This is a genomic window from Pseudomonas sp. FG35, assembly GCF_057809295.1.
The window spans coordinates 138,132-157,744 of sequence record NZ_JBMDJR010000012.1; the positions used below are offsets into that span (position 1 = coordinate 138,132).

Consider the following 19,613-nt stretch of genomic DNA (forward strand, 5'->3'; position numbering starts at 1 on the left):
TCCCTTGGGGCTTACTGTGGGCCTGCGCGCAGCGCTTGTCGCCTGTCAGATCTGACAGGTCGACGCTATCGTTTTGCGATAAAACCGACCCGTTCCATAACCATGAAACCGCTCATTGGGCCTTGAACAGTTTTACGGCGACAACAGTGTCATCGACCACCGTCGCATACAGCAGGGCTCTGGGTTGCGTCTCGGGGCTTTGAAAACACTCGACGATTACAGCCTGCGCTGTGCAGGCTTGCAGCGCCAAACGGTCCGCCTGACGTAACTGGCGTTTCACTGCGGCACTCAGCGGAATCGGTGGATGGCCCGCGCGAACGTCTGCGCAAAATCTCGAAGTGACTTCTCTCGGGGTGGGGGGCGGTGGTGATTCAAGGCCCGCTTCTGCAAACAGATGATTGAGTTGCTCCGCCGCACTGACCGCTCGGGGGAAACCGGCGAAGGCCGAAGCCTGCAGCAGTATTTCAGTCAATTCACCCGGTGCGAGGCCCGATGCCAGGCCGGTTTTGAGGTGCACGCTCAGCGGAGGTCCGACCATGCCCGAGGCGACAATGGCGGCAAGGGACACCGCTTCGCGCAATCGCGGATCAAGACCAGGCCGCGAGTGTAAATGTCCGTACACCACGCCGACGGCCAGTTGGCCCAATGCGGGAACGGTATGGAACAAGGCGTCGAGCCTGGCCCCGCCATCGGGTACGAGTTCGACAAACGTGTGGCGGCCTTCCTGGTAAAGCGTGGCCATGGGATCGGAAGTGGTCTTTTGATTCATGTCGCGTCCTCACGGATCAATGAGGATGGCAGCGGAGCAACAGCGCGCGAACTACGGCATGACAGGCGTCCATCGGAAGCAGTCGGCGACGTTGCGACGCCGACTTCTACACCTTAGACGAATTCCACCACCGGCATCTGCCGCTTCATCAACACCTTGCCATTACGGATCGAGTACAGCGGCAGGCCTTGGCTGCGGATCACTTCGTAATCGCTGTCCGCCGACAGGATCAGCAGGTTCGCCGGGCGGCCCTGTTCCAGACCGTAGCGTTCGCCAAGATGCATGGCTTTGGCGCTGTTGTCGGTGACCAGATCCAGCGCGCTTTGCAGGTTGCGGTAGCCGAGCATGTGGCAGATGTGCAGGCCGGCTTCGAGTACTCGCAGGATGTTGCCGTTGCCCAGCGGATACCACGGATCGACGATCGAGTCCTGACCGAAGCACACGTTCATGCCGGCTTCGAGCAACTCGTTGACGCGGGTCACGCCGCGGCGTTTCGGGAAGTTGTCGAAGCGACCTTGCAGGTGAATGCTTTCGGTCGGGCAGGAGACAAAACTGATCCCCGAATGCCCGAGCAGGCGGAACAGTTTGGCGCAGTAGGCGTTGTCGTAAGAGCCCATCGCGGTGGTGTGGCTGGCGGTCACGAGGGCGCCCATGTCGCGGCTGCGTGCCTCTTCGGCCAGCACTTCGAGGAAGCGCGAATGCGGGTCGTCGGTTTCGTCGCAGTGCACGTCCACCAGGCAGCCGGTGCGCTCGGCCAGGTCCATCAGGAACTTCACCGAGCTGACGCCCTGATCGCGGGTGTATTCGAAATGCGGAATCCCGCCGACCACGTCGGCGCCCATGCGGATCGCTTCTTCCATCAGCTCGCGCCCGTTGCGGAACGACTCGATGCCTTCCTGGGGGAACGCGACGATCTGCAGGTCGATCAGGTGACGGCTTTCCTCGCGTACTTCAAGCATCGCTTTGAGTGCGGTGAGTTGCGGATCGGTGACGTCGACGTGGGTGCGCACGTGCTGGATGCCATGGGCGGCGAGGGTCTGAATGGTTTTCTTGGCCCGGGTCTTGGTGTCTTCCTGGGTGATGGTGACCTTGCGCTCGCCCCAGCATTCGATGCCTTCGAACAGCGTGCCACTCATGTTCCAGCGCGGCTCGCCGGCGGTCAGGGTGGCGTCGAGGTGAATGTGAGGCTCGACGAAGGGCGGCACCACCAGATTGCCGCCGGCATCAAGGTCGTCGGGGCCCAGGGTCGGCGCTTCGGTCTGGCGCGCGATGCTGCGGATCAGGCCATCTTCCAGGTGCAATTCGTGCAGACCTTCCTGGTTGCGCAGTCGGGCGTTGATGATGTGCATCGGGCGAATCCTTTTATAGATCTTGTAGAGGGGCGGCCGCGTTGCGGGCGCCGAGCAGGCCGGTCACTGCGATATACGTTAACGCGGCAACGGCGATCCCGACCAGCGGCGCGACCCACGGCGAGCCGAACGCGGCGACGGTTCCGGCCGCGTAAGCCGCCAGCCCCGGCCAGTTGAACGCCGGTAGCCGTGCGTCGGCCAGACGCGGATAACGCCCGCGCCAGCGGAAGAAAAAGTCCGCCATGATCACCCCGCCAATCGGCGGGATCACCGTGCCCAGCAGGATCAGATAAGGCACCAGCATGTCGTACATGCCCAGCAGCGCGAGCGCCGTGCCGATCACGGCACCGGCCAGGGTCACGGTCTTGCGGCGCCCGGTGCGCAGCAGGTTGCAGCCGGCGACGGCGAAGTTGTAGATGGTGTTGTCCTGGGTACTCCAGATGTTCAGCAACAGCATCGCCATCGCCGCCGTGGCGAAGCCTTGCAACAGCAGCACTTCGACCACGTCGGGTTGTTGGTAGACGATTGCGCCGTAGGCGCCGATCAGCACCATCAGGCCATTGCCGATGAAAAAGCCGATCAGGCTGGCCAGCACCGCAATGCGCGCCGAGCGCGAAAAACGCGTCCAGTTGGTGGCCTGGGTCGCGCCGCTGACGAAGGTGCCGAACACCAGCGTGATGGCGGTCGACCAGTCCAGCGAACCGCTGGGTACGACGCTGAGCAATCCGTCGAGGCCGCCGACTTTCACGGTCGCAACCCACATCGACAGCATCAGCAGCAACATCATTGCCGGCACCGCGATGTACGACAGAATTTCCAGCCCTCGATAACCGACATACGCCGTGGCGCAGAACACCAGGCCGAACAGCACCATCAGCCCCAGCACCGTGGCTTCATTCAGATCGAAATACTTGCCAAGTACCACCGCCGCCGTCGCGGTGCCCCAGGCGTACCAGCCGATCTGGGTGAAGCCGAGGATCAGGTCGCTGAGCTTGCTGCCGACTTCGCCAAAACAGAAGCGCCCCATCAGCACCGAATTCAGCCCGCTTTTGAAGGCGATGTAACCCAGGCCTGCGGCGTACACACCAAGCAGCAGGTTGCCGATGACGATGACGGCGAGCATTTCGCCGAAGTTGAACGCCACGCCGAGCTTGCCGCCGGCAAACATGGTCGCGGTGAAGAAGGTGAAGCCCAGCAGCACCATCGCCGTGGAGGCCAGGCCTTTGCGCGCGTGCATCGGCACTTCACTGAGGGGGTAATCGTTGCCGGGATCGTTTTGCGTCATGGGGGCGTTCCTTGCTGGAAAGAGGAGGACGCGAAGAGGTTGCAGCGGTCGTGCCAGTCACGGATTGACGGGGTTATGTATAGACGAGGCACGGATGATCGGCGCGAAAGCAGTGCATCGGGCGCCGCACCGAACCATGTGGGAGCAGCTGTTCCCACAGGGTCATGGGATTGGATCAGAGGAACCGCAGCAGCGCGGCGACTATGGCTTCAGGCGCATCTTCCTGCACCAGATGCCCGGCATTCGGGACCGGATGAAACTGCGATCCCGGAATCATCTTGTGCAACTCGCGTCCGCGTTCGATGGGAATCCACTGATCGTCCTCGCCCCAGAGAATCTGCACCGGGCAACGGATCGTAGGGTACAGCGGCTGCACTTCCAGCGTGTAGCGCTGATCCATCTGCGCGATCTGCCGGTGGAACGCCGCTTGCCCCGGATCGCCCAGCCATGGCTGCACGTAGGGCGCCAGTTCGTCATCGGGAATTTCCCGGTGAATCGCCCCGCGAATGTAGGTCGGCACGATGGCGCGCTGGATGTAATCGGGCAGGCCGCTGAACGCCGCTTCATGAGCGGCGGGCCGTCGCCGCGCACCCCGTGGCGAATCTGTCGCCCGTTGAAATCAAAGACCTGATCCAGCAGCCAGTCCGTCATGGGCCTGTCCTCTTGGCGGGTTCGAGCCAAAAAGCATAGGCGTAAAAAAACCACCGGTCTCGGTGGTTTTTTGTGTCGCGGGAATTACTCGCCGCGATAGATGCAACCGCTGGTGCAGGTCTCGTGGATGCGGATCGCACTGAGTTCCGGCAGCAGGGGCTTCAATTCATTCCAGATGAATTTGGCCAGCACTTCGCTGGTCGGGTTCTCGAGGCCCGGAATGTCGTTGAGGTAGTTGTGGTCCAGACGCTCGTACAGCGGCTTGAAAATCGCCTTGATCTCGGAGAAATCACGGATCCAGCCGGTGTGCGGATCGAGGTCGCCGCTCAGATGAATCGCCACTTTGAACGAGTGACCGTGCAGGCGTCCGCACTTGTGGCCGTCCGGTACGTGGGGCAGGCGGTGGGCGGATTCGAACGTAAATTCCTTGAAGATTTCCACAGTGATTTCAGCTCTGTTCAGATGGCGTTCGCCGCAGCGAATTCGGGCAGGCGGCGAGTTTATCAGCTTGTTCCCGGCTGTGCTGACTAAAGGGTCAGCAAGCGCTCGGCGAGGCGACCATTGGCAGTCAGTTCGAGGAATTCGTCGCCCAGCCGTCGGCTCTCGTCCATCGCCGCGCGCCAGTATTTCTGCCGGCTCGGCGCATCGCCCATGAAGCGCTTGAAGTCGTTACGGTCGGGGAGTTTGCCGTAGGGCAGGCGCGCCAGGTATTCCTTTGACGGCGCCAGCAACAGCACGTCCTGCAAACGCTCGACCGAAGCTTTGCGCCACGGCAGGGTCTTGTCGAACCAGCCCGGAATCACCCGGTCGGTGAAGTGCGGATAGAGCACGATGCCGTCGCCGCTGTAGGGCAGGTCGAGGTGATAGTCCAGCAGGCCGCCGTCGCGGAACGTGCCGGCACCGGCGCCCGGCAGGTCGCGCACGCCTTCCATGACCATCGGGATCGAGCCGGACGCCAGCAGCGCCTGACGCAGGTTGCCGGCATCGAGGGCGACGAAGCGCGACGGGAAGTCGTGCAGCGCATGTACCGGCGGCGCCAGGCGCGGGTCGTGGATGATCAGCCGTTCGAAGTGCCGCGACAGCCGCGCGCGGCCCCGCAGGTTGTCGGCGATCACCGAGCCCAGCGCCAGCCCGAGCCGGCCGCGATGGTCGTCCGCCAGCCCGCCGTGGCTTTTGACCACCATGATGTTCAAGCGGTAATGGGCGTTGGTCAAAAGGCTGGCATCGCGTCCGTCGAGCAGGTCATCAAGCATGCGCTGCGAGCTGCGGCTGACCTCGCCGATGGTCACGCCTTTGTTGAAGTTCTGCTCGTTGTACAGATGACCGAGGCGGCGTATGCCTTCGGCGGCGTCCGGCAGACAAGCGCTGGCGAAGCGCCAGGAGCCTACCGACGCACCGATCAGCGAACGCTCGCGCGGCGCCGTCGGCAACCACTCGCCGAACAGCGCCAGATCCAGCCCCTGAATCCCCAGCGCCTTTGGCCCGCCGGCAGCACCGGGCAGGGTGCCGACGTCAGCGGCGCTCAGGCCTTGGGCACGAATGCGCGCCATGGCCCGGGGGCCGGCCTTGAGGGTGAGGGCAGGAAACTTGATGTGGATGGCGGTCATACCGGTCTCGATCGTTAGCAAGCGAAAGATTATAAGCACATGTTGCCGGGCTCAGTAGGGGCAGGCCCAATGATGGCCATTCAGTTTCAGTTAAGTTCGCACCGTTAAGGTGCCGCCCGTAGCGACACATAAAAATACGGAGACACCATGAAAACCCTGACTGCCCTGACCCTCGCCTCGATCATCGGCCTCGCCGCCAGCACCGTTCACGCCCGCGATCTCGGCCCGGATGAAGCCCTGCGTCTGCGCGACGCTGGTACTATCGTCTCCTTCGAGAAGCTCAACGCCACCGCGTTGGCCAAACACCCGGGCTCGACGATCACCGACACCGAGCTGGAAGAGCAGTACGGCAAGTACATCTACCAGATCGAACTGCGTGATCCGCAGGGGCTGGAATGGGACCTGGAACTGGACGCGGTGAGCGGGCAAGTGCTCAAGGATCATCAGGATACGTAATGAAGGTGAATGTTCGCGCCACCCGCTGTACAGCATTGGCGCTGGTGATGTTTTGCTCGACGGCCATGGCCCGCGACCTGGGTCCCGACGAAGCCCTCAATCTGCGCAAGCAGGGTGTGATCCTGCCGCTGGAGCAGGTATTGCAGCAGGCGATGGACCGTTATCCCGGCGCGAAACTGCTGGAAGTCGAGCTGGAAGAAAAACACGACGTCTACATTTATGAAGTCGAGTTGCTGACCGTCGAAGGTGTGGCCCGCGAGCTGCACCTGAAGGCCGACACCGGCGAACTCGTGAAAGACAAGGAAGATTGACCGATGCGCTTGCTTCTGGTGGAAGACCACGTACCGCTGGCCGACGAACTGCTCGCCGGCCTGCAACGTCAGGGCTACGCGGTGGACTGGCTGGCGGACGGGCGCGACGCGGTCTATCAGGGCAGCAGCGAGCCCTATGATCTGATCGTCCTCGACCTCGGTCTGCCCGGCGTGCCGGGGCTTGAGGTGCTGGCGCAATGGCGCGCTGGCGGTCTGACGATTCCGGTGCTGATTCTCACCGCCCGCGACTCCTGGGCCGAGCGCATCGAAGGCCTGAAGGCCGGCGCCGACGATTACCTGACCAAACCTTTCCACCCGGAAGAACTGTACTTGCGCATCCAGTCGCTGCTGCGCCGCTCCAAGGGCCAGGCCAACCAGCCGACGCTCAAGGCTGCCGGGCTGCACCTGGATGAGGGCCGCCAGTGTGTCGTGCGCGACGGTGCCGACATTCAGCTGACCGCCGCCGAATTCCGTCTGCTGCGCTACTTCATGCTGCACCCGGAGCAGATCCTTTCCAAGAGCCACCTCGCCGAACACCTCTACGACGGTGAGACCGAACGCGATTCCAACGTGCTGGAAGTCCACGTCAATCACTTGCGGCGCAAGCTTGGCAAGAGCGTGATCGAAACCCGTCGCGGTCAGGGTTATCTGTTTGGCGGACAGGCTTCGTGAGATCGATCCAGCGCCGCTTGAGTCTGGGGTTGATCAGCGTGCTGGTGGTCGTCGGCGTACTGCTGGCGCAAACCAGTCTGTGGTTGTTCGAGGTGGGATTGCAGCGCTATCTCGAAGCCGGCTTGCGTAACGACAGCGAGAGCCTGTTGGTGGCGCTGGTTCGCGGGCCACAGGGTTTGCAGCTGGATGAGCGTCACTTGTCGCCGGCCTATCAGCGACCGTTTTCCGGGCATTACTTCCGCATCGATTTCGCCGACAGCCATTGGCGCTCCCGCTCGTTGTGGGATCAGGATCTGCCGTTGCTCGAACGCTCCGGTCTGCACAGCAACCTGCAACTGGGGCCGGACGGTCAGCAACTGCTGGTGCTGCGTTCGGACTACCGACGGCTCGGCCAGTCGATTTCCATCAGCGTGGCTCAGGATTACACCCCGGTGCGCGAGAGCTTCCAGCGCATGCGGCAGATCGGTCTCGGCCTCGGGCTCGCCGGGTTGCTGCTGATTCTATTGCTGCAACGCCTGACCGTGCGCCGCGCGTTGCGTCCGCTGGAAAAGGCTCGCGAACAGATCGCCCAGTTGCAGCAGGGCCAGCGTTCACAACTCGATGAACAAGTGCCGGCGGAACTGGAGCCGCTGGTGGCGCAGATCAACCACTTGCTGGCGCACACCGAAGACAGCCTCAAGCGCTCGCGCAATGCGCTGGGCAATCTCGGGCATGCGCTGAAAACCCCGTTGGCAGTGCTGCTCAGTCTGGCGTCGAGTGAAAGGCTCGACGCACACCCGGAGCTGCGCAAGATTCTCAAGGAACAACTGGAGCAGGTTCAGCAGCGACTGAATCGCGAACTCAATCGTGCGCGCCTGTCCGGCGATGCGTTGCCGGGAGCACTGTTTGATTGCGACGCAGAACTGCCGGGGCTGCTGTCGACGTTGAACATGATCCACGGCGAGCATCTGGAGCTGAGTTATGTGGCGCCGCCGGGCCTGCAATTGCCGTGGGATCGTGAAGATTTGCTGGAACTGCTCGGCAATCTGTTGGACAACGCCTGCAAGTGGGCGGATGCCGAGGTGCGACTGAGCGTGCTTGAGCGGACGGATGGCTTCGCCCTGAGCGTTGAAGATGACGGGCCGGGAATTCCCGAATTGCAGCGTGCTCAGGTGTTCAGTCGTGGTACGCGACTGGACGAGCAGACCGACGGGCATGGCTTGGGCCTGGGGATTGTGCGCGACATCGTCGACACCTGGGGTGGGTTGCTGGTGTTGGGTGAGAGTGAGTGGGGCGGTTTGAAGGTGGTGATCGAATTGCCTAAACGCTGATTTCCGTCATTCCACAAACCTGTGGGAGCAGCCAGGCGGGCTCCCACAGGGACTTTGCGATGAACCCTAGACCCGAAACTGATCCATCAGACTCTGCTGCTGATTCGCCAGACTATTGAGCGACTGACTCACCCGCGCCGATTCATTCGCCTGTCCCGACAGCGACTCCGTCACATCACGAATCGTCGCCACGTTGTTGTTGATCTCTTCAGCCACCGCGCTCTGCTCTTCGGCGGCGCTGGCGATCTGCAGGTTCATGTCGCTGATCACCGTCACCGCATCGCCGATCTGGCGCAGCGCGGTAACCGCTTGACCCACCTGTTCGACACTGCCCTGGGCCTGGCGATGGCTGTTGCCCATCGAGCCGACCACGTCCTGGGTGCCGTTCTGCAGTTGCTCGATGACCTGACGGGTTTCTTCCACCGACTCTTGAGTGCGGCGGGCGAGGTTGCGCACTTCGTCGGCGACCACCGCAAAACCGCGACCTGCTTCACCGGCACGGGCCGCTTCGATGGCGGCGTTGAGCGCCAGCAGGTTGGTCTGTTCGGCGATGGCGCGAATGGTTTCCAGCACGGTGCCGATCTTCTCGCTGTTGGCGGCCAGGCCTTCGACTTGCACCATCGCTGCGCTCATGTCGGCGGCGAGGGTGTCGATGCTGGCGGTGGTGCGGTCGATCACGGTCAGGCCCTGACGGGTGGCGCGGTCGGCGTCCTTGGCGGCTTCGGCGGCTTGTGCCGCGCTGCGGGCCACGTCCTGGGCGGTGGCGCTCATTTCGTGGGACGCGGTGGCGACCTGATCGACCTGACGGTATTGCTGCTCCATGCCGGCGCTGGTCTGGGTCGCTATCGCTGAAGACTGGTCGGCGGTGTTGCGCGCGTCCTGCACCGAGCGTTTCACCTCGGCGATGATCGGTTGCAGCTTGTCGAGAAAGCGGTTGAACCAGCCAGCCAACTGGCCAAGCTCGTCCTTCTTGTCATAGGCCAGACGGCGGGTCAGGTCGCCTTCGCCGCTGGCGATGTCTTCCAGCATGTGGGCCACGCCGAGGATCGGTTTGGTCACGCTGCGGGCCATCAGCCACACCAGCAACAGGCCGATCAGCGCGGCAAGCACGCCGAGGCTCAGTTCGATCAGGGTGCCCGAAGTATTGCTGGCATCCAGTTGTTGCTTGAGCGCTTCGGCGCGTTCCACCAAAACTTTTTCCGGCACATCGAGCAGTACGCCCCACGACGGGCCACCGGGAATCGGCTGGAACGGCGACAGCACTTTCAGTTGCGCGTTGCTGTGCAGGCTGCTGACGGCGTTGCTCGAGGCGAGCAGACGCAGCAGTTCGGCGCCGCTGGTGGTGTCCACGGCATCCAGGCGCTGGCTGAGTTTGTTGGCGTCCGGGCTGTAGCCGGCGAGCAGGCCGGCGGGGCTGATGATGCTCACGGCGGTCTGGCCGTCGTAGAGCTTCTTGCTGGCGCTCTGGCTGATCGCTTGCAGGCTGTTGAGGTTGATGTCCACCGACAGCGAGGCGATGACTTTGCCGTTGACCATCAGCGGGAACACGATGCTGGTCATCAGCACCTTTTGCCCGTCGATCACATAGAAATAGGGTTCGATCACGCATGGCTTGAGCGTGGTGCGCGGGCAGGTGAACCAGGCGTTGGCAGCCTGGCCGCTGGGGCCGGTGCTGGTGTCGGTCATGTCGCTTTCCGACAGCGCCATCGAGGTCACTTTGCCTGGGGTCGGCTGCGACCAGTACAGGGCGAAGCGACCCTTGTCGTTGCTGCCTAATTCATTTTGCCCGGCGAATAGTTCGTCCTTGCCGTCCAGCGCGTTGGCTTCGAACACCAGCGACAGACCGAGCAGATCCGGGTTGGCCTGCAGTGCCGATTTCACCTGACGGGTCAAGTCCTCGCGCAGATCGAAGGCATCGAGGAAGCGCTTCTCGGCCTGCTCACGCAGGAACAGCACCTGACGCGAGAAACCGTGGCCATATTGATAGGCGTCCATGAACTGCTGGCGAATACCCGCTGCCTGGACTTCGCCCTGGGATTCGATGCGAGCCTGGGCCGATTCGGTGAGCATTTCCATGCTCGAAGCTTTCACCAGTTCGGAACTGTGCTCCATGCGATACAGCGAAAGACCCACCAACAGGGTCACGATACCGGCCAGGCAGAGCCCGGCGAGCAGGGTGATTTTCCATTGGATGGAAAGTTGTCCGAGTGACATGGAAACGTCCTTATTCGATAAATATCTGAGACTTTGCACTGTAACGGCCGCGTTTCGGCTTTCTTTATGGCGTAAATGCAATAGGGCGAATTGACGCATGTTGTGGCGGATATGCCTTGTTCAGCGGATTGATCATGGAAAGTTACACAGTGTTGCGACCCGTCGCTTTGACACTGCGCCCGCGCTGCGGCACAGTGCGCGCCCTTCTAATAAGACCCTCTATGCAAATCCGCTGGCGACCTTCGTGGCTTGTCGGCCGGACTCATTCTGTCTGGCGGTGAATGGCTTTACCGTCGTGTTTTCGAGGTAGTGAAATGAATGCAGTGATTGCTGCGGTCGGCGTCATGCTGATCCTCAGCCTGTCCCGGGTGCATGTGGTGATCGCGTTGATCGTCGGTGCGCTGGTCGGTGGCCTGACCGGTGGTCTGGGCATCGACGCCACGCTCAAGGCTTTCAACAGTGGCCTGGGTGGCGGGGCGACAGTGGCGTTGTCCTACGCGTTGCTCGGCGCTTTCGCCGTGGCGATTGCCAAGTCCGGCCTGGCCCACGCGCTGGCCGACAAGGCTCTGGCGATGGTCGATCGTCAGCATGCGACCGGTGGCGGCAGCGTCAAATGGCTGCTGATCGGCCTGCTGTGGGTGGTGGCGATCGCTTCGCAGAACATCCTGCCGATTCACATTGCGTTCATTCCGCTGCTGGTGCCGCCGCTTCTCTATGTACTGACCAAGCTGCAACTGGATCGCCGGTTGATCGCCTGCGTCATGACCTTCGGCCTGATCACGCCGTACATGTTCCTGCCGGTGGGTTTCGGCAATATCTTCCTCAACGAGATCCTGCTGGCCAACGTTGCTCGCAGTGGCGTCGACATCAGCGGGATCAACGTCACCCATGCCATGGGGATTCCGGCGCTGGGCATGCTGGTGGGGCTGGGCATCGCCTTTATCAGTTATCGCAAGAAGCGCGTCTACGACCTGGGGAAAATCGAGCAGGTCGAGCAGGTGGCGGTGCAGTACAACCCGCGAAGCCTGTTGATCGCCGGTGTCGCCATTGCCGCAGCCTTCATTATTCAGTTGCTGCTGGATTCGATGATTATCGGGGCGCTGACCGGTTTCCTGATCTTTTCAGCGTCGGGCATCGTCAAATGGCGCGAGACGGATGACCTGTTTACCGAAGGCATGAAGATGATGGCGATGATCGGCTTCATCATGATCGCCGCTTCCGGATTCGCCGAAGTGATGAAGGCCACCGGCGAGGTGCAGACCCTGGTCGAGTCTTCGGCGTCGTGGATCAATCACAGCAAGGGCATCGGTGCGTTGCTGATGCTGCTGGTCGGTCTTCTGGTGACTATGGGCATCGGCTCGTCGTTTTCCACGGTGCCGATTCTGGCGGCGATTTTCGTGCCGCTGTGCGTGCAACTGGGCTTCAGCCCGATTGCCATTGTCTGCATCGTCGGCACGGCCGGGGCCTTGGGCGATGCCGGTTCGCCCGCGTCCGACTCGACCCTTGGCCCGACCTCCGGTCTGAACATCGACGGCCAGCACCATCACATCTGGGACACCGTGGTCCCGACTTTCCTGCATTACAACCTGCCGCTGCTGGCGTTTGGCTGGGTGGCCGCGATGGTCCTGTAGCACCGCCCCTGCGGGGACTCACTCAACTTTTGGTTTCGCGTGCCGTTAAAGCCTTTAACCACGCCAATAAAATCAAAAGAGTGAGCCCCCATGCGCCTGAGTCTCAAGGCTAAAGTCCTGTCCCTTGCCGTCCTTCCGGTTTTGCTCTTTGCGCTGGTGATCAGCCTGACCACGCTGTTCATCCTCCAGGAACAGGCGCGCAATGAAGTCCAACAGACCCGCGAACGCCTGCTCGGTGACGCCAAAGCCACGCTGGCCAGTTACGTCGCCGTGGCCATGACCACCATCAAACCGCTGTACGACGCCGCCGCCCCCGGTGATGCCGAGGCGCGGGCGCAGGTGATCAAGCTGCTGTCGAGCATCAAGTACGGCAAGGACGGCTACTTTTTCGGCTACGACTCCGAGACCGTGCGCCTGTTCAAGGCCAACGACCCCGAAGGCGTGGGCAAAAGCTTCAAGGACAACCGCGACCCGAACGGCGTCTACGTCAACCGCGATCTGGTGAAAGTCGCGAAGGACGGCACCCATTACCTGCAATACAGCTCGCCGCTGCCGGGCAACGCGCAAGTGCTGGTGCCGAAACTCGGTTACACCGAATACCTGGCGAAGTGGGACATGGCGGTCGGTACGTCGGTCAACCTCGATGGCATCGAAGCGCAAGTGGCGGTGGTCGAGGCCAAGGTGCAGGAACGCATGCAGGGCGTGGTGCTGAGCATCGTCGGCGTGGCGGTGGTGGTGCTGCTGGTGATCGCGGCAGCGGGGATGCTGCTGGCCAACACCATCCTGCGACCGCTGACCCTGATGAAAGCCAACCTCGATGACATCGCGGCGGGCGAGGGCGACCTGACACGGCGTCTGACCATCACCAGCCAGGACGAACTCGGCGAACTGGCCGGCTCGTTCAACCGTTTCGTCGACAAGATCCACGGCCTGGTGCGGCAGATCACCGAAATGACTTCGCAACTGACCGGTTTGGTGACGCAGGTGTCGGATCAGGCCCAGCGCTCTGATCAGGCCATGGAACGTCAGCGCCACGAAACCGATCAGGTCGCCACGGCGATCAACGAAATGTCCGCCGCTGCCCAGGAAGTCGCCAAGAGCGCGCAGAACGCCGCCGTCGCCGCGCAGCAGACCGACGAAGAAGGCCAGACCGCCAAGCGTGTGGTGGCCGGCAGCATCAAGCAGATTCATGCGCTGGTGGACGACATCCGCAGCAGCGGCGTGTCCCTCGACAGCCTGCAGCAGGACGTGTCGTCGATTGTCGGCGTGCTCGGGGTCATCCGCTCGATCGCCGAACAGACCAACCTGCTGGCACTCAACGCCGCCATCGAAGCGGCGCGGGCCGGCGAGGCCGGGCGCGGGTTTGCGGTGGTAGCGGACGAGGTGCGGGCGCTGGCTTCGCGCACGCAGATCAGCACTCAGGAAATTCAGGGGATGATCGATCGCTTGCAGGCGGGTACGCAATCTGCGGTTGAGGCGATGCGCCGTTCCAGCGAGGCGGGTGACGGCACGTCGGCCCAGGCCAATCAGGCGGGGGCTTCGCTGGATGCGATGGCGGATCTGATTGCGACCATCAACTCGATGAACGCGCAGATCGCCAGTGCGGCGGAAGAGCAGACGGCGGTGGCCGAAGAGATCAACCGCAGCGTGCATCAGATTGCGGTGGCGGTGGATAACGTGGCGGATGAGACACAGTTGGGGGCGCAGACATCGCGCAGTCTCGCGGAGTTGGGGCAGCGATTGGGCAAACTGGTCGGCCAGTTCCGTATCTGACCCCCAAAGGCCCCCTCACCCTAACCCTCTCCCGGAGGGAGAGGGGACTGACCGCAGTGTCTTGCGTCATACATCGACCTGAAAAATCGTGTCGATTATGGATTCACAGCCGATCGCTCATGTCGGCGTATCTCTCGAATATCCCCCGTTCGGTTCCCTCTCCCTCCGGGAGAGGGCTAGGGTGAGGGGGCTTTTGATCTTCAGGGACGATCCCAATAAGGAACCTCCCCAAAACACTCAACAAAGAAATCAATCACCGTCCGCACCTTCACCGACAACCGCCGGCTCCCCGGCCACAGCACCGCAATCTGCTGCGGCTCCACGCTGTTCGACACCTGATACTCCCCCAGCACCGGCACCAGCGTGCCCTCACGCACCGCCTCACCGATCAGCCATGACGGAAACATCACCAGCCCCAGCCCTTGCACAGCGGCTTGAGTCAACGTGTCCGCGTGGTTGCCGGTGATCGGGCCCTTGACTGCATACGCCGTCCACTCGCCCTGATCCTGACGGAAGAACCAGCGTTGCTGGCCGGTCGCACCCTTGTAGGCCAGACACTGGTGGCGGGCGAGATCGTCGGGATGCTGTGGCGTGCCATAGCGCTTGAGATACGCCGGGCTGGCCGCGACCTGAAAGCGGTGCGGCGCGAGGATCCGCGCCTGCATGCTCGAGTCGTGCAGCGGGCCGATGCGAAACAGCAGGTCGGCGCCTTCCTGCAGCGGATCGATGTAGTGGTCGGTCTGCTGGATATCCAGTTGCAGCTTCGGATAGCGCTCGCACAAACGGCCCAGCCATGGCGTCAGGTGGCGCTGGCCGAACACCACCGGGGCGTTTATCCGCACCAGACCGGTCGGTTCGCTTTGCTGTTCCTGCAACGCCTGTTCGGCTTCTTCCAGTTGCACCAGCACCAGCCGTGCGTGGTGGCCGAGCATGCGCCCGGCCTCGGTCGGTGTGACCGCGCGGGTGTGGCGGTAGAGCAATTGCTGATTCAGCGCTTGCTCCATCAACTGGATCTGCCGGGAAATCGAGGAGGGCGCCACGCCCTCGCGGCGGGCGACTTCGGAAAAACTGCCGTGGTCGAGCACCGCCACAAACAGCCTTAGCGCCTTGAATCCCAGTTCGTTGAGCCCGTGCATCGTTTGTCCTGCTGTGCGAGTTGCGCAAAAGTGTTGTCAGGATGCTCCCATTTATCGCACAGCTGCGCCAGCCGATAATCCGCGCCATCGTTTCCTTCAGAGGTTTTTTGGATGCAGTCGTTTGATGAAGTGAGTGCCGCGCCGGCCCCGGTCGCCCGGCCGGGTTTGCGTTTGTTGCTGTTGCCGCTGGTGATTCTGGCCGGCATGGGGTTGTCGGTGGAGGCCGGGTTGCTGGGGCCGTTGGGTGAGCAGGTCGGGCATTTGTGGGCGACCTTGAGCATTTTCGGGGTGGGCTCGGCGATTCTGTTTTTGCTGTTGCTGTTTGCGGGGCCACAGAAGGGGCCGGAGCTGACGGATCTGCCGCGCTGGCAGTTGATCGGCGGGTTTCTGGGGCCGATGTATGTGGTGGTGTTGACGCTGGCGACGCCGCATATCGGGATTGCGATGACGATGATTGCGATTTTGTCGGGGCAGGTTGGCAAGAGTGTGCTGATTGACCATTTCGGGTGGTTTGGGGCCACGCGCAAGAAGGTCAATGCTGAGCGGTGGCTGGCGTTGGGGTTGATTGTGGCGGCTTTGGTTTTGATTGCGCGGGGGTGAGTGATGAGTCTGGTTATTTTGTTGGCAGTGGTGGTTTTGGCCGGTGCGGTGTTGAGTGTTCAGGCGGCGATCAATGGGCGTCTTGGGGAAACCGTTGGTGTGTTGCGCAGTAGCCTCCTGACTTTCGTGGTTGGCGCGGTGAGTACAGGGCTGCTGATTCTGTTTTTCGAACCGGCCCATGCGGTCAGCCTGCTGGATGTGCCGAAGTGGCAGTTGAGTGGGGCGCTGTTTGGGGTTGTTTATATGATGGTGATGGTGGGGGCGGTGCCTCGGGTGGGGACGGCTGTGGCGACGGTGGCGGTGATTGTCGGGCAGTTGGGGATGGGGATGTTGATTGATAATTTTGGCTGGTTGGGGAATCCCGCTATTGAGTTGTCTTCGAGTCGGGTTTTGGCGATGGTTTGTTTGGGGCTGGCGTTGGTGTTCATGTATCGCAGTAGCGTGCGTCAGGCCGTTTGAACTTGGCGGCCTTTGGGCCGACCAGGCTTTTGTTCGTTTTGCGTGTATATCCGTTTCTTCGGGGGTTGCGGCTGGCGGTTTCGCCCTTACGGCGAGTCACCTTTTCCAAACGCCGAAAAGGTAACCCAAAAGGCTTTACCCTGACGTACGGCCCTCGCTGTGGCTCGGGTTCCTTCGCTCCGGGATTGATCCGGGGGCATCGCCTACGGTTTGCTTCGCTGCACCTCCTCTCGATGCATGCGGCTGCGCCGCACGGTCGCTGCGCTCCCACCCCCGGATCAATCCCTCCACTCAGCCTGCCGACGGGCCTTGCGATCAAAAGCTTTACTCGAGCTAACGCTCATCGTGGTGGGTGGTGTGGGTTGGGAGGTTAGGTGGTTTTCACGTTCTACACTGGTAGCACGGCTGTTCTTTCGGCCTCAGACAACCACCACCAGAGGAGTCTGTTTCATGGCAGATAGAAAATGCGATTGTCCGGGATGTCGTTGCACGATCAAGGAGGGTGAGCATTCTTATGTGGCGCACGGTAAGCATTATTGCTGTGAGGCCTGTGCGCATCATCACAAGAGTGGTGAGGAGTGTTCGGGCAAGGGGTGTCAGTGTGCGCATCCCGAGTAATCTCGGGTATTGAAAAGGTGGAGCCTAATCAGGCTCCACTTCCAGTTTCAGGCTGTCGTCGTCCAGGCGTTCGGTGTGGCGGACGTTGCCATGCAGGCGGCGGCCTTCGACGTTGACGACGATGGTCTTGGCCTTTTCAAGGTCTTCCGGCAAGGGGGCCGGTACGCGCAGGGCGAAGCGGTAGGGGTCGTTTTCGACCGGTTCCAGGCCAACCGGGCAGTCAACGCTTTTGGTGATGCGGCCGAACAGGGTGTCCAGGCCGTAGTCCAGGTGCGCCGGGCTGTTGATGGTTGTCATGTGTGTTCCCCCGAAAGTGTCCCCACCGCGCGCAAGCTTAGCTTGCCGGTCGCCATGTGACGTTTTCCACGCCGAATTTTTCGGCCATCGGCTTGCTGGTCTTTTGCACTTTCTCCCGGCCGAAACGCGGGATGCGGCCGACCCCGGCGTCGCAGCTTGCCCAGTGCCACGCCTCGGTGTTGTCCATTTTGTCCGAGCGGATAATGAACGACTTTGGCGCGCCGTGAAGGGTGTAATCGATGACGTACAGTTTTGCGTTGTTCATAAAGCCCATCTTCCTCCCTGTGGTAATAGAAGGATCGCTGGGCTGCGGGAAAATTCACTCGGATTGTCAGACGGTATCTATCAATGGCGAGGTTCCGGTCGGACTGGTTACCATGGCGCTTTCGCCCACCCCGATGAATGTTCGCCATGGCCCTCGCTGCGCCCCCTGATCTGACTGATACCGATGTGCCCGTGCAGCCGCTGGCGCGCACCTATCCGCGTGGGTTGTTTATCGAGCCGCACGAGCATGTGTGGGGGCAGTTGCTGTATGCGATGAGCGGGGTGATGTGGGTCGAGACGCCGCACGAGGCGCTGGTGGTGCCGCCGCAGCGGGCGGTGTGGTTGCCGCCGGGGGTTCCGCACGGGATTCGGGTGGTGTCGGATTTGCAGATGCGCAATATCTACCTGCGCCCGGCGCTGGCGGCGACGCTGGATGAGACGGTGCAGGTGATCGAGGTCGGCGGGCTGCTGCGCGAGTTGATTGTCGGTCTGGTGGCGCAGGGCGACAGCGGTGATGCCGAGTATTACGAGGCGCTGGTCGGGCTGGCGCTGCTGGAGCTGAAACGTGCAAGGCGTTCACAGCTGAAGATCCCGTTGCCGGATGATGCCGACCGGCGGTTGATGAGTCTGTGTCAGGCGGTGATGGCCGCGCCTTCGCTGGACGTTCCCTTTGAGCAGCACGCCGAAAACGCCGGGGCCAGCGTGCGCACCCTGGCGCGGTTGTTCAAGGAGGGGCTGGGCATGGGCTTCGCCGAGTGGCGGCGTCAGGTGCAACTGGCGACGGCGGTGGCGGAGTTGATCCAGGGCGTGCCGGTCAGCGCGATTGCCCGTGAGCTGGGTTATTCGCCGAGCAGTTTCAGCGACATGTTCCGCCGCGAGCTGGGTGTCGCCCCTTCGCAATTCGATGGCGGGCCGCTTGCCGGTTGATTTGGCAGAAATTCAGAAGTCCTTGGCCGATGCCGGTCGCCGCCTTTCCCTAGACTTTGCCCATTCCCTTTGTGTGGCGGAGTGATCCCATGAATTACCTGATTTCACTGGGCGTCGGTCTGGGTGTCGGCCTGCTGTATGGCGCGCTGGATGTCCGTTCTCCGGCGCCGCCGACCATCGCGCTGGTGGGCCTGCTGGGCATGCTGGCGGGCGAGCAGTTGTGGCCGATGGGCCGGCAACTGGTCAGTGGCTGGCTGTCCTGAATCCTGTCTTTTTCCTTTGGTGGAGATTTCCATGAAAGCACTGCAATTCGATAAAACCGGCGACCTGTCGTCCCTGCGCTTCGTCGAGGTGCCGACGCCGGTGCCGGGCGCTGACGAGGTGCTGGTGCAGATCAAGGCTGCAGGCCTCAATCCCAGCGACGTGAAGAACGTACTCGGGCGTTTTCCGTACACCACGCTGCCGCGTATTCCCGGTCGTGACTTTGCCGGTGTGGTGGTCGAAGGGCCGCAGGCGTTGATCGGTCAGGAAGTCTGGGGCACCGGGCGTGAGCTGGGTTTTTTCGCCGATGGCTCCCACGCGCAGTTCGTCAAACTGCCGGCCAAGGGCGTGGCGCATAAACCTTCGCATTTGAGTTTCACTCAGGCCGCCAGCCTCGGGGTGCCTTACACCACGGCGTGGGATGCGCTGGAGCGCAGCCTGGTGAGTGCCGAAACCCGTCTGCTGGTCATCGGCGGCGGGGCGGTGGCGACGGCGGCGCTGGCGCTGGCCAAAGTGCGCGGCGCGCAGTTGCTGGCGGCGGCGCGGCGGCCGGAGCAGGTCAAGGATCTGCAGGCGCAGGGTTATCAGACGATTCAGCTGGACAAGCCCGAGGAGCTGGGGGCGCAGGTCGATGCGGTGTATCGCGGCGGTGCCGATGTGATCTTCGACACCACCGGTTTCTGGCTGCCGGCCTCGGTCGCGGCATTGGCGACCTTCGGACGGATCGCGATCATCGCCGCACCGGTGGACGGGCATGTGCAACTGCCGGCGCTGGCCCTGTATCGCAAGGGCGGTTCGGTGGTCGGCATCAACTCGTTGCTGTATGGCGTTGAAGCCTGCGCGGCGATGCTGGATCAGTTTGGCCGGTTCTTCGACGAAGACCTGCTGCCACTGCCGCAAGGGTTGGTGGAAGCGCCGCTGGCCGAAGGGCTGGCGCGGTATGCCGATGTGAATCAGGGCAGTGGCGACAAAGTGATTCTTGTCCCCTGACGGTCTCTGTTTTTCATGACATCACAAAACCGT

General features: G+C 62.2%; 21 protein-coding genes and 2 pseudogenes. 12 read left to right on the forward strand and 11 right to left on the reverse strand.

Annotated features, from left to right (window positions below):
* Nucleotides 1-112 precede the first annotated feature (112 nt).
* From ACODTD_RS22435 to ACODTD_RS22460, 6 genes and pseudogenes are all read right to left on the reverse strand, one after another.
* A complete protein-coding gene (locus tag ACODTD_RS22435; protein WP_221614339.1) occupies nucleotides 113-769 on the reverse strand; it encodes a carboxymuconolactone decarboxylase family protein in 657 nt (218 codons plus the stop codon).
* 113 nt (nucleotides 770-882) lie between these two features.
* Nucleotides 883-2,118, reverse strand: coding sequence for a cytosine deaminase (codA, locus tag ACODTD_RS22440; RefSeq protein ID WP_127798933.1), 1,236 nt, complete (start codon nucleotides 2,116-2,118; stop codon nucleotides 883-885).
* A 13-nt stretch (nucleotides 2,119-2,131) separates the two neighbouring features.
* The gene (codB, locus tag ACODTD_RS22445; RefSeq protein WP_489105225.1) at nucleotides 2,132-3,403 is read right to left on the reverse strand and encodes a cytosine permease; all 1,272 of its coding nucleotides are present in this window, start codon (nucleotides 3,401-3,403) and stop codon (nucleotides 2,132-2,134) included.
* 175 nt (nucleotides 3,404-3,578) lie between these two features.
* Nucleotides 3,579-3,971, reverse strand: a pseudogene (locus ACODTD_RS22450) (alpha/beta fold hydrolase); the annotation flags it as partial.
* A gap of 167 nt (nucleotides 3,972-4,138) precedes the next feature.
* The gene (queD, locus tag ACODTD_RS22455; protein ID WP_007955941.1) at nucleotides 4,139-4,495 is read right to left on the reverse strand and encodes a 6-carboxytetrahydropterin synthase QueD; all 357 of its coding nucleotides are present in this window, start codon (nucleotides 4,493-4,495) and stop codon (nucleotides 4,139-4,141) included.
* 86 nt (nucleotides 4,496-4,581) lie between these two features.
* Nucleotides 4,582-5,661, reverse strand: coding sequence for a patatin-like phospholipase family protein (locus ACODTD_RS22460; protein WP_221614340.1), 1,080 nt, complete (start codon nucleotides 5,659-5,661; stop codon nucleotides 4,582-4,584).
* A 147-nt stretch (nucleotides 5,662-5,808) separates the two neighbouring features.
* Between ACODTD_RS22460 and ACODTD_RS22465 the strand changes: the two genes are divergently transcribed.
* From ACODTD_RS22465 to ACODTD_RS22480, 4 genes are read left to right on the forward strand one after another with little or no spacing between them, the layout of a single operon-like run.
* Nucleotides 5,809-6,117: a PepSY domain-containing protein gene (locus tag ACODTD_RS22465; protein ID WP_011335107.1), complete on the forward strand. Its 309-nt coding sequence runs from the start codon at nucleotides 5,809-5,811 to the stop codon at nucleotides 6,115-6,117.
* A complete protein-coding gene (locus ACODTD_RS22470) occupies nucleotides 6,117-6,428 on the forward strand; it encodes a PepSY domain-containing protein (protein ID WP_011335106.1) in 312 nt (103 codons plus the stop codon). The genes ACODTD_RS22465 and ACODTD_RS22470 overlap by 1 nt, the downstream gene beginning before the upstream one ends.
* Before the next feature lie 3 nt (nucleotides 6,429-6,431).
* Nucleotides 6,432-7,100 carry a response regulator transcription factor gene (locus ACODTD_RS22475; RefSeq protein WP_011335105.1) on the forward strand — a complete coding sequence of 223 codons (669 nt, stop codon included), beginning with the start codon at nucleotides 6,432-6,434 and terminating at the stop codon, nucleotides 7,098-7,100.
* Nucleotides 7,097-8,410 (forward strand): sensor histidine kinase, encoded by a 1,314-nt coding sequence (locus ACODTD_RS22480; RefSeq protein WP_011335104.1) that lies wholly within the window; start codon nucleotides 7,097-7,099, stop codon nucleotides 8,408-8,410. The genes ACODTD_RS22475 and ACODTD_RS22480 overlap by 4 nt, the downstream gene beginning before the upstream one ends.
* Nucleotides 8,411-8,476: 66 nt before the next feature.
* Here the strand turns inward: ACODTD_RS22480 and ACODTD_RS22485 are convergent, their stop codons facing one another.
* Entirely contained in the window at nucleotides 8,477-9,232 is a 756-nt protein-coding gene (locus ACODTD_RS22485) for a methyl-accepting chemotaxis protein (protein ID WP_371807414.1), read from the reverse strand.
* 102 nt (nucleotides 9,233-9,334) lie between these two features.
* Nucleotides 9,335-10,723 (reverse strand): annotated as a pseudogene (locus tag ACODTD_RS22490) (methyl-accepting chemotaxis protein); the annotation flags it as partial.
* A 215-nt stretch (nucleotides 10,724-10,938) separates the two neighbouring features.
* Between ACODTD_RS22490 and ACODTD_RS22495 the strand changes: the two are divergent.
* A complete protein-coding gene (locus ACODTD_RS22495; protein WP_011335102.1) occupies nucleotides 10,939-12,255 on the forward strand; it encodes a Na+/H+ antiporter family protein in 1,317 nt (438 codons plus the stop codon).
* A 90-nt stretch (nucleotides 12,256-12,345) separates the two neighbouring features.
* Entirely contained in the window at nucleotides 12,346-14,028 is a 1,683-nt protein-coding gene (locus ACODTD_RS22500) for a methyl-accepting chemotaxis protein (protein WP_064380901.1), read from the forward strand.
* A 200-nt stretch (nucleotides 14,029-14,228) separates the two neighbouring features.
* Here ACODTD_RS22500 and ACODTD_RS22505 read toward each other — a convergent pair whose 3' ends face one another.
* Complete coding sequence (locus tag ACODTD_RS22505; RefSeq protein WP_489105226.1) at nucleotides 14,229-15,164, reverse strand: LysR family transcriptional regulator; 936 nt, start codon at nucleotides 15,162-15,164, stop codon at nucleotides 14,229-14,231.
* 111 nt (nucleotides 15,165-15,275) lie between these two features.
* On the opposite strand from ACODTD_RS22505, the gene ACODTD_RS22510 reads away from it, so the two are divergent.
* The 3 genes from ACODTD_RS22510 (at nucleotide 15,276) to ACODTD_RS22520 (ending at nucleotide 16,841) form a co-directional block, all read left to right on the forward strand.
* Entirely contained in the window at nucleotides 15,276-15,764 is a 489-nt protein-coding gene (locus tag ACODTD_RS22510) for a DMT family transporter (RefSeq protein ID WP_221614342.1), read from the forward strand.
* A 3-nt stretch (nucleotides 15,765-15,767) separates the two neighbouring features.
* Nucleotides 15,768-16,223 (forward strand): DMT family transporter, encoded by a 456-nt coding sequence (locus ACODTD_RS22515; protein ID WP_011335098.1) that lies wholly within the window; start codon nucleotides 15,768-15,770, stop codon nucleotides 16,221-16,223.
* A 450-nt stretch (nucleotides 16,224-16,673) separates the two neighbouring features.
* Nucleotides 16,674-16,841, forward strand: coding sequence for a metallothionein (locus ACODTD_RS22520; protein WP_011335097.1), 168 nt, complete (start codon nucleotides 16,674-16,676; stop codon nucleotides 16,839-16,841).
* Nucleotides 16,842-16,865: 24 nt separating this feature from the next.
* Here ACODTD_RS22520 and ACODTD_RS22525 read toward each other — a convergent pair whose 3' ends face one another.
* Together ACODTD_RS22525 and ACODTD_RS22530 are read right to left on the reverse strand one after the other, a co-directional pair.
* A complete protein-coding gene (locus ACODTD_RS22525) occupies nucleotides 16,866-17,138 on the reverse strand; it encodes a hypothetical protein (RefSeq protein WP_011335096.1) in 273 nt (90 codons plus the stop codon).
* 37 nt (nucleotides 17,139-17,175) lie between these two features.
* On the reverse strand, nucleotides 17,176-17,403 hold the full coding sequence (locus ACODTD_RS22530; protein ID WP_011335095.1) for a DUF6555 family protein: 228 nt from the start codon (nucleotides 17,401-17,403) through the stop codon (nucleotides 17,176-17,178).
* A gap of 137 nt (nucleotides 17,404-17,540) precedes the next feature.
* Between ACODTD_RS22530 and ACODTD_RS22535 the strand changes: the two genes are divergently transcribed.
* The 3 genes from ACODTD_RS22535 (at nucleotide 17,541) to ACODTD_RS22545 (ending at nucleotide 19,580) form a co-directional block, all read left to right on the forward strand.
* Nucleotides 17,541-18,329, forward strand: coding sequence for an AraC family transcriptional regulator (locus ACODTD_RS22535; protein WP_011335094.1), 789 nt, complete (start codon nucleotides 17,541-17,543; stop codon nucleotides 18,327-18,329).
* An 89-nt stretch (nucleotides 18,330-18,418) separates the two neighbouring features.
* Nucleotides 18,419-18,592 (forward strand): DUF1427 family protein, encoded by a 174-nt coding sequence (locus ACODTD_RS22540; RefSeq protein WP_007958996.1) that lies wholly within the window; start codon nucleotides 18,419-18,421, stop codon nucleotides 18,590-18,592.
* Between the two features lie 31 nt (nucleotides 18,593-18,623).
* Nucleotides 18,624-19,580, forward strand: coding sequence for a quinone oxidoreductase family protein (locus ACODTD_RS22545; protein ID WP_285354433.1), 957 nt, complete (start codon nucleotides 18,624-18,626; stop codon nucleotides 19,578-19,580).
* Nucleotides 19,581-19,613 lie beyond the last annotated feature (33 nt).

Bases quoted from the DNA above. Each gene is read 5' to 3' on its own strand.
- ACODTD_RS22435 (WP_221614339.1), bottom strand. From the start codon at position 769: ATGAATCAAAAGACCACTTCCGATCCCATGGCCACGCTTTACCAGGAA.
- codA (WP_127798933.1), bottom strand. From the start codon at position 2,118: ATGCACATCATCAACGCCCGACTGCGCAACCAGGAAGGTCTGCACGAA.
- codB (WP_489105225.1), bottom strand. From the start codon at position 3,403: ATGACGCAAAACGATCCCGGCAACGATTACCCCCTCAGTGAAGTGCCG.
- ACODTD_RS22460 (WP_221614340.1), bottom strand. From the start codon at position 5,661: ATGACCGCCATCCACATCAAGTTTCCTGCCCTCACCCTCAAGGCCGGC.
- ACODTD_RS22465 (WP_011335107.1), top strand. From the start codon at position 5,809: ATGAAAACCCTGACTGCCCTGACCCTCGCCTCGATCATCGGCCTCGCC.
- ACODTD_RS22470 (WP_011335106.1), top strand. From the start codon at position 6,117: ATGAAGGTGAATGTTCGCGCCACCCGCTGTACAGCATTGGCGCTGGTG.
- ACODTD_RS22475 (WP_011335105.1), top strand. From the start codon at position 6,432: ATGCGCTTGCTTCTGGTGGAAGACCACGTACCGCTGGCCGACGAACTG.
- ACODTD_RS22485 (WP_371807414.1), bottom strand. From the start codon at position 9,232: ATGGAGCAGCAATACCGTCAGGTCGATCAGGTCGCCACCGCGTCCCAC.
- ACODTD_RS22495 (WP_011335102.1), top strand. From the start codon at position 10,939: ATGAATGCAGTGATTGCTGCGGTCGGCGTCATGCTGATCCTCAGCCTG.
- ACODTD_RS22500 (WP_064380901.1), top strand. From the start codon at position 12,346: ATGCGCCTGAGTCTCAAGGCTAAAGTCCTGTCCCTTGCCGTCCTTCCG.
- ACODTD_RS22505 (WP_489105226.1), bottom strand. From the start codon at position 15,164: ATGCACGGGCTCAACGAACTGGGATTCAAGGCGCTAAGGCTGTTTGTG.
- ACODTD_RS22510 (WP_221614342.1), top strand. From the start codon at position 15,276: ATGCAGTCGTTTGATGAAGTGAGTGCCGCGCCGGCCCCGGTCGCCCGG.
- ACODTD_RS22515 (WP_011335098.1), top strand. From the start codon at position 15,768: ATGAGTCTGGTTATTTTGTTGGCAGTGGTGGTTTTGGCCGGTGCGGTG.
- ACODTD_RS22520 (WP_011335097.1), top strand. From the start codon at position 16,674: ATGGCAGATAGAAAATGCGATTGTCCGGGATGTCGTTGCACGATCAAG.
- ACODTD_RS22525 (WP_011335096.1), bottom strand. From the start codon at position 17,138: ATGACAACCATCAACAGCCCGGCGCACCTGGACTACGGCCTGGACACC.
- ACODTD_RS22530 (WP_011335095.1), bottom strand. From the start codon at position 17,403: ATGAACAACGCAAAACTGTACGTCATCGATTACACCCTTCACGGCGCG.
- ACODTD_RS22535 (WP_011335094.1), top strand. From the start codon at position 17,541: ATGTTCGCCATGGCCCTCGCTGCGCCCCCTGATCTGACTGATACCGAT.
- ACODTD_RS22540 (WP_007958996.1), top strand. From the start codon at position 18,419: ATGAATTACCTGATTTCACTGGGCGTCGGTCTGGGTGTCGGCCTGCTG.
- ACODTD_RS22545 (WP_285354433.1), top strand. From the start codon at position 18,624: ATGAAAGCACTGCAATTCGATAAAACCGGCGACCTGTCGTCCCTGCGC.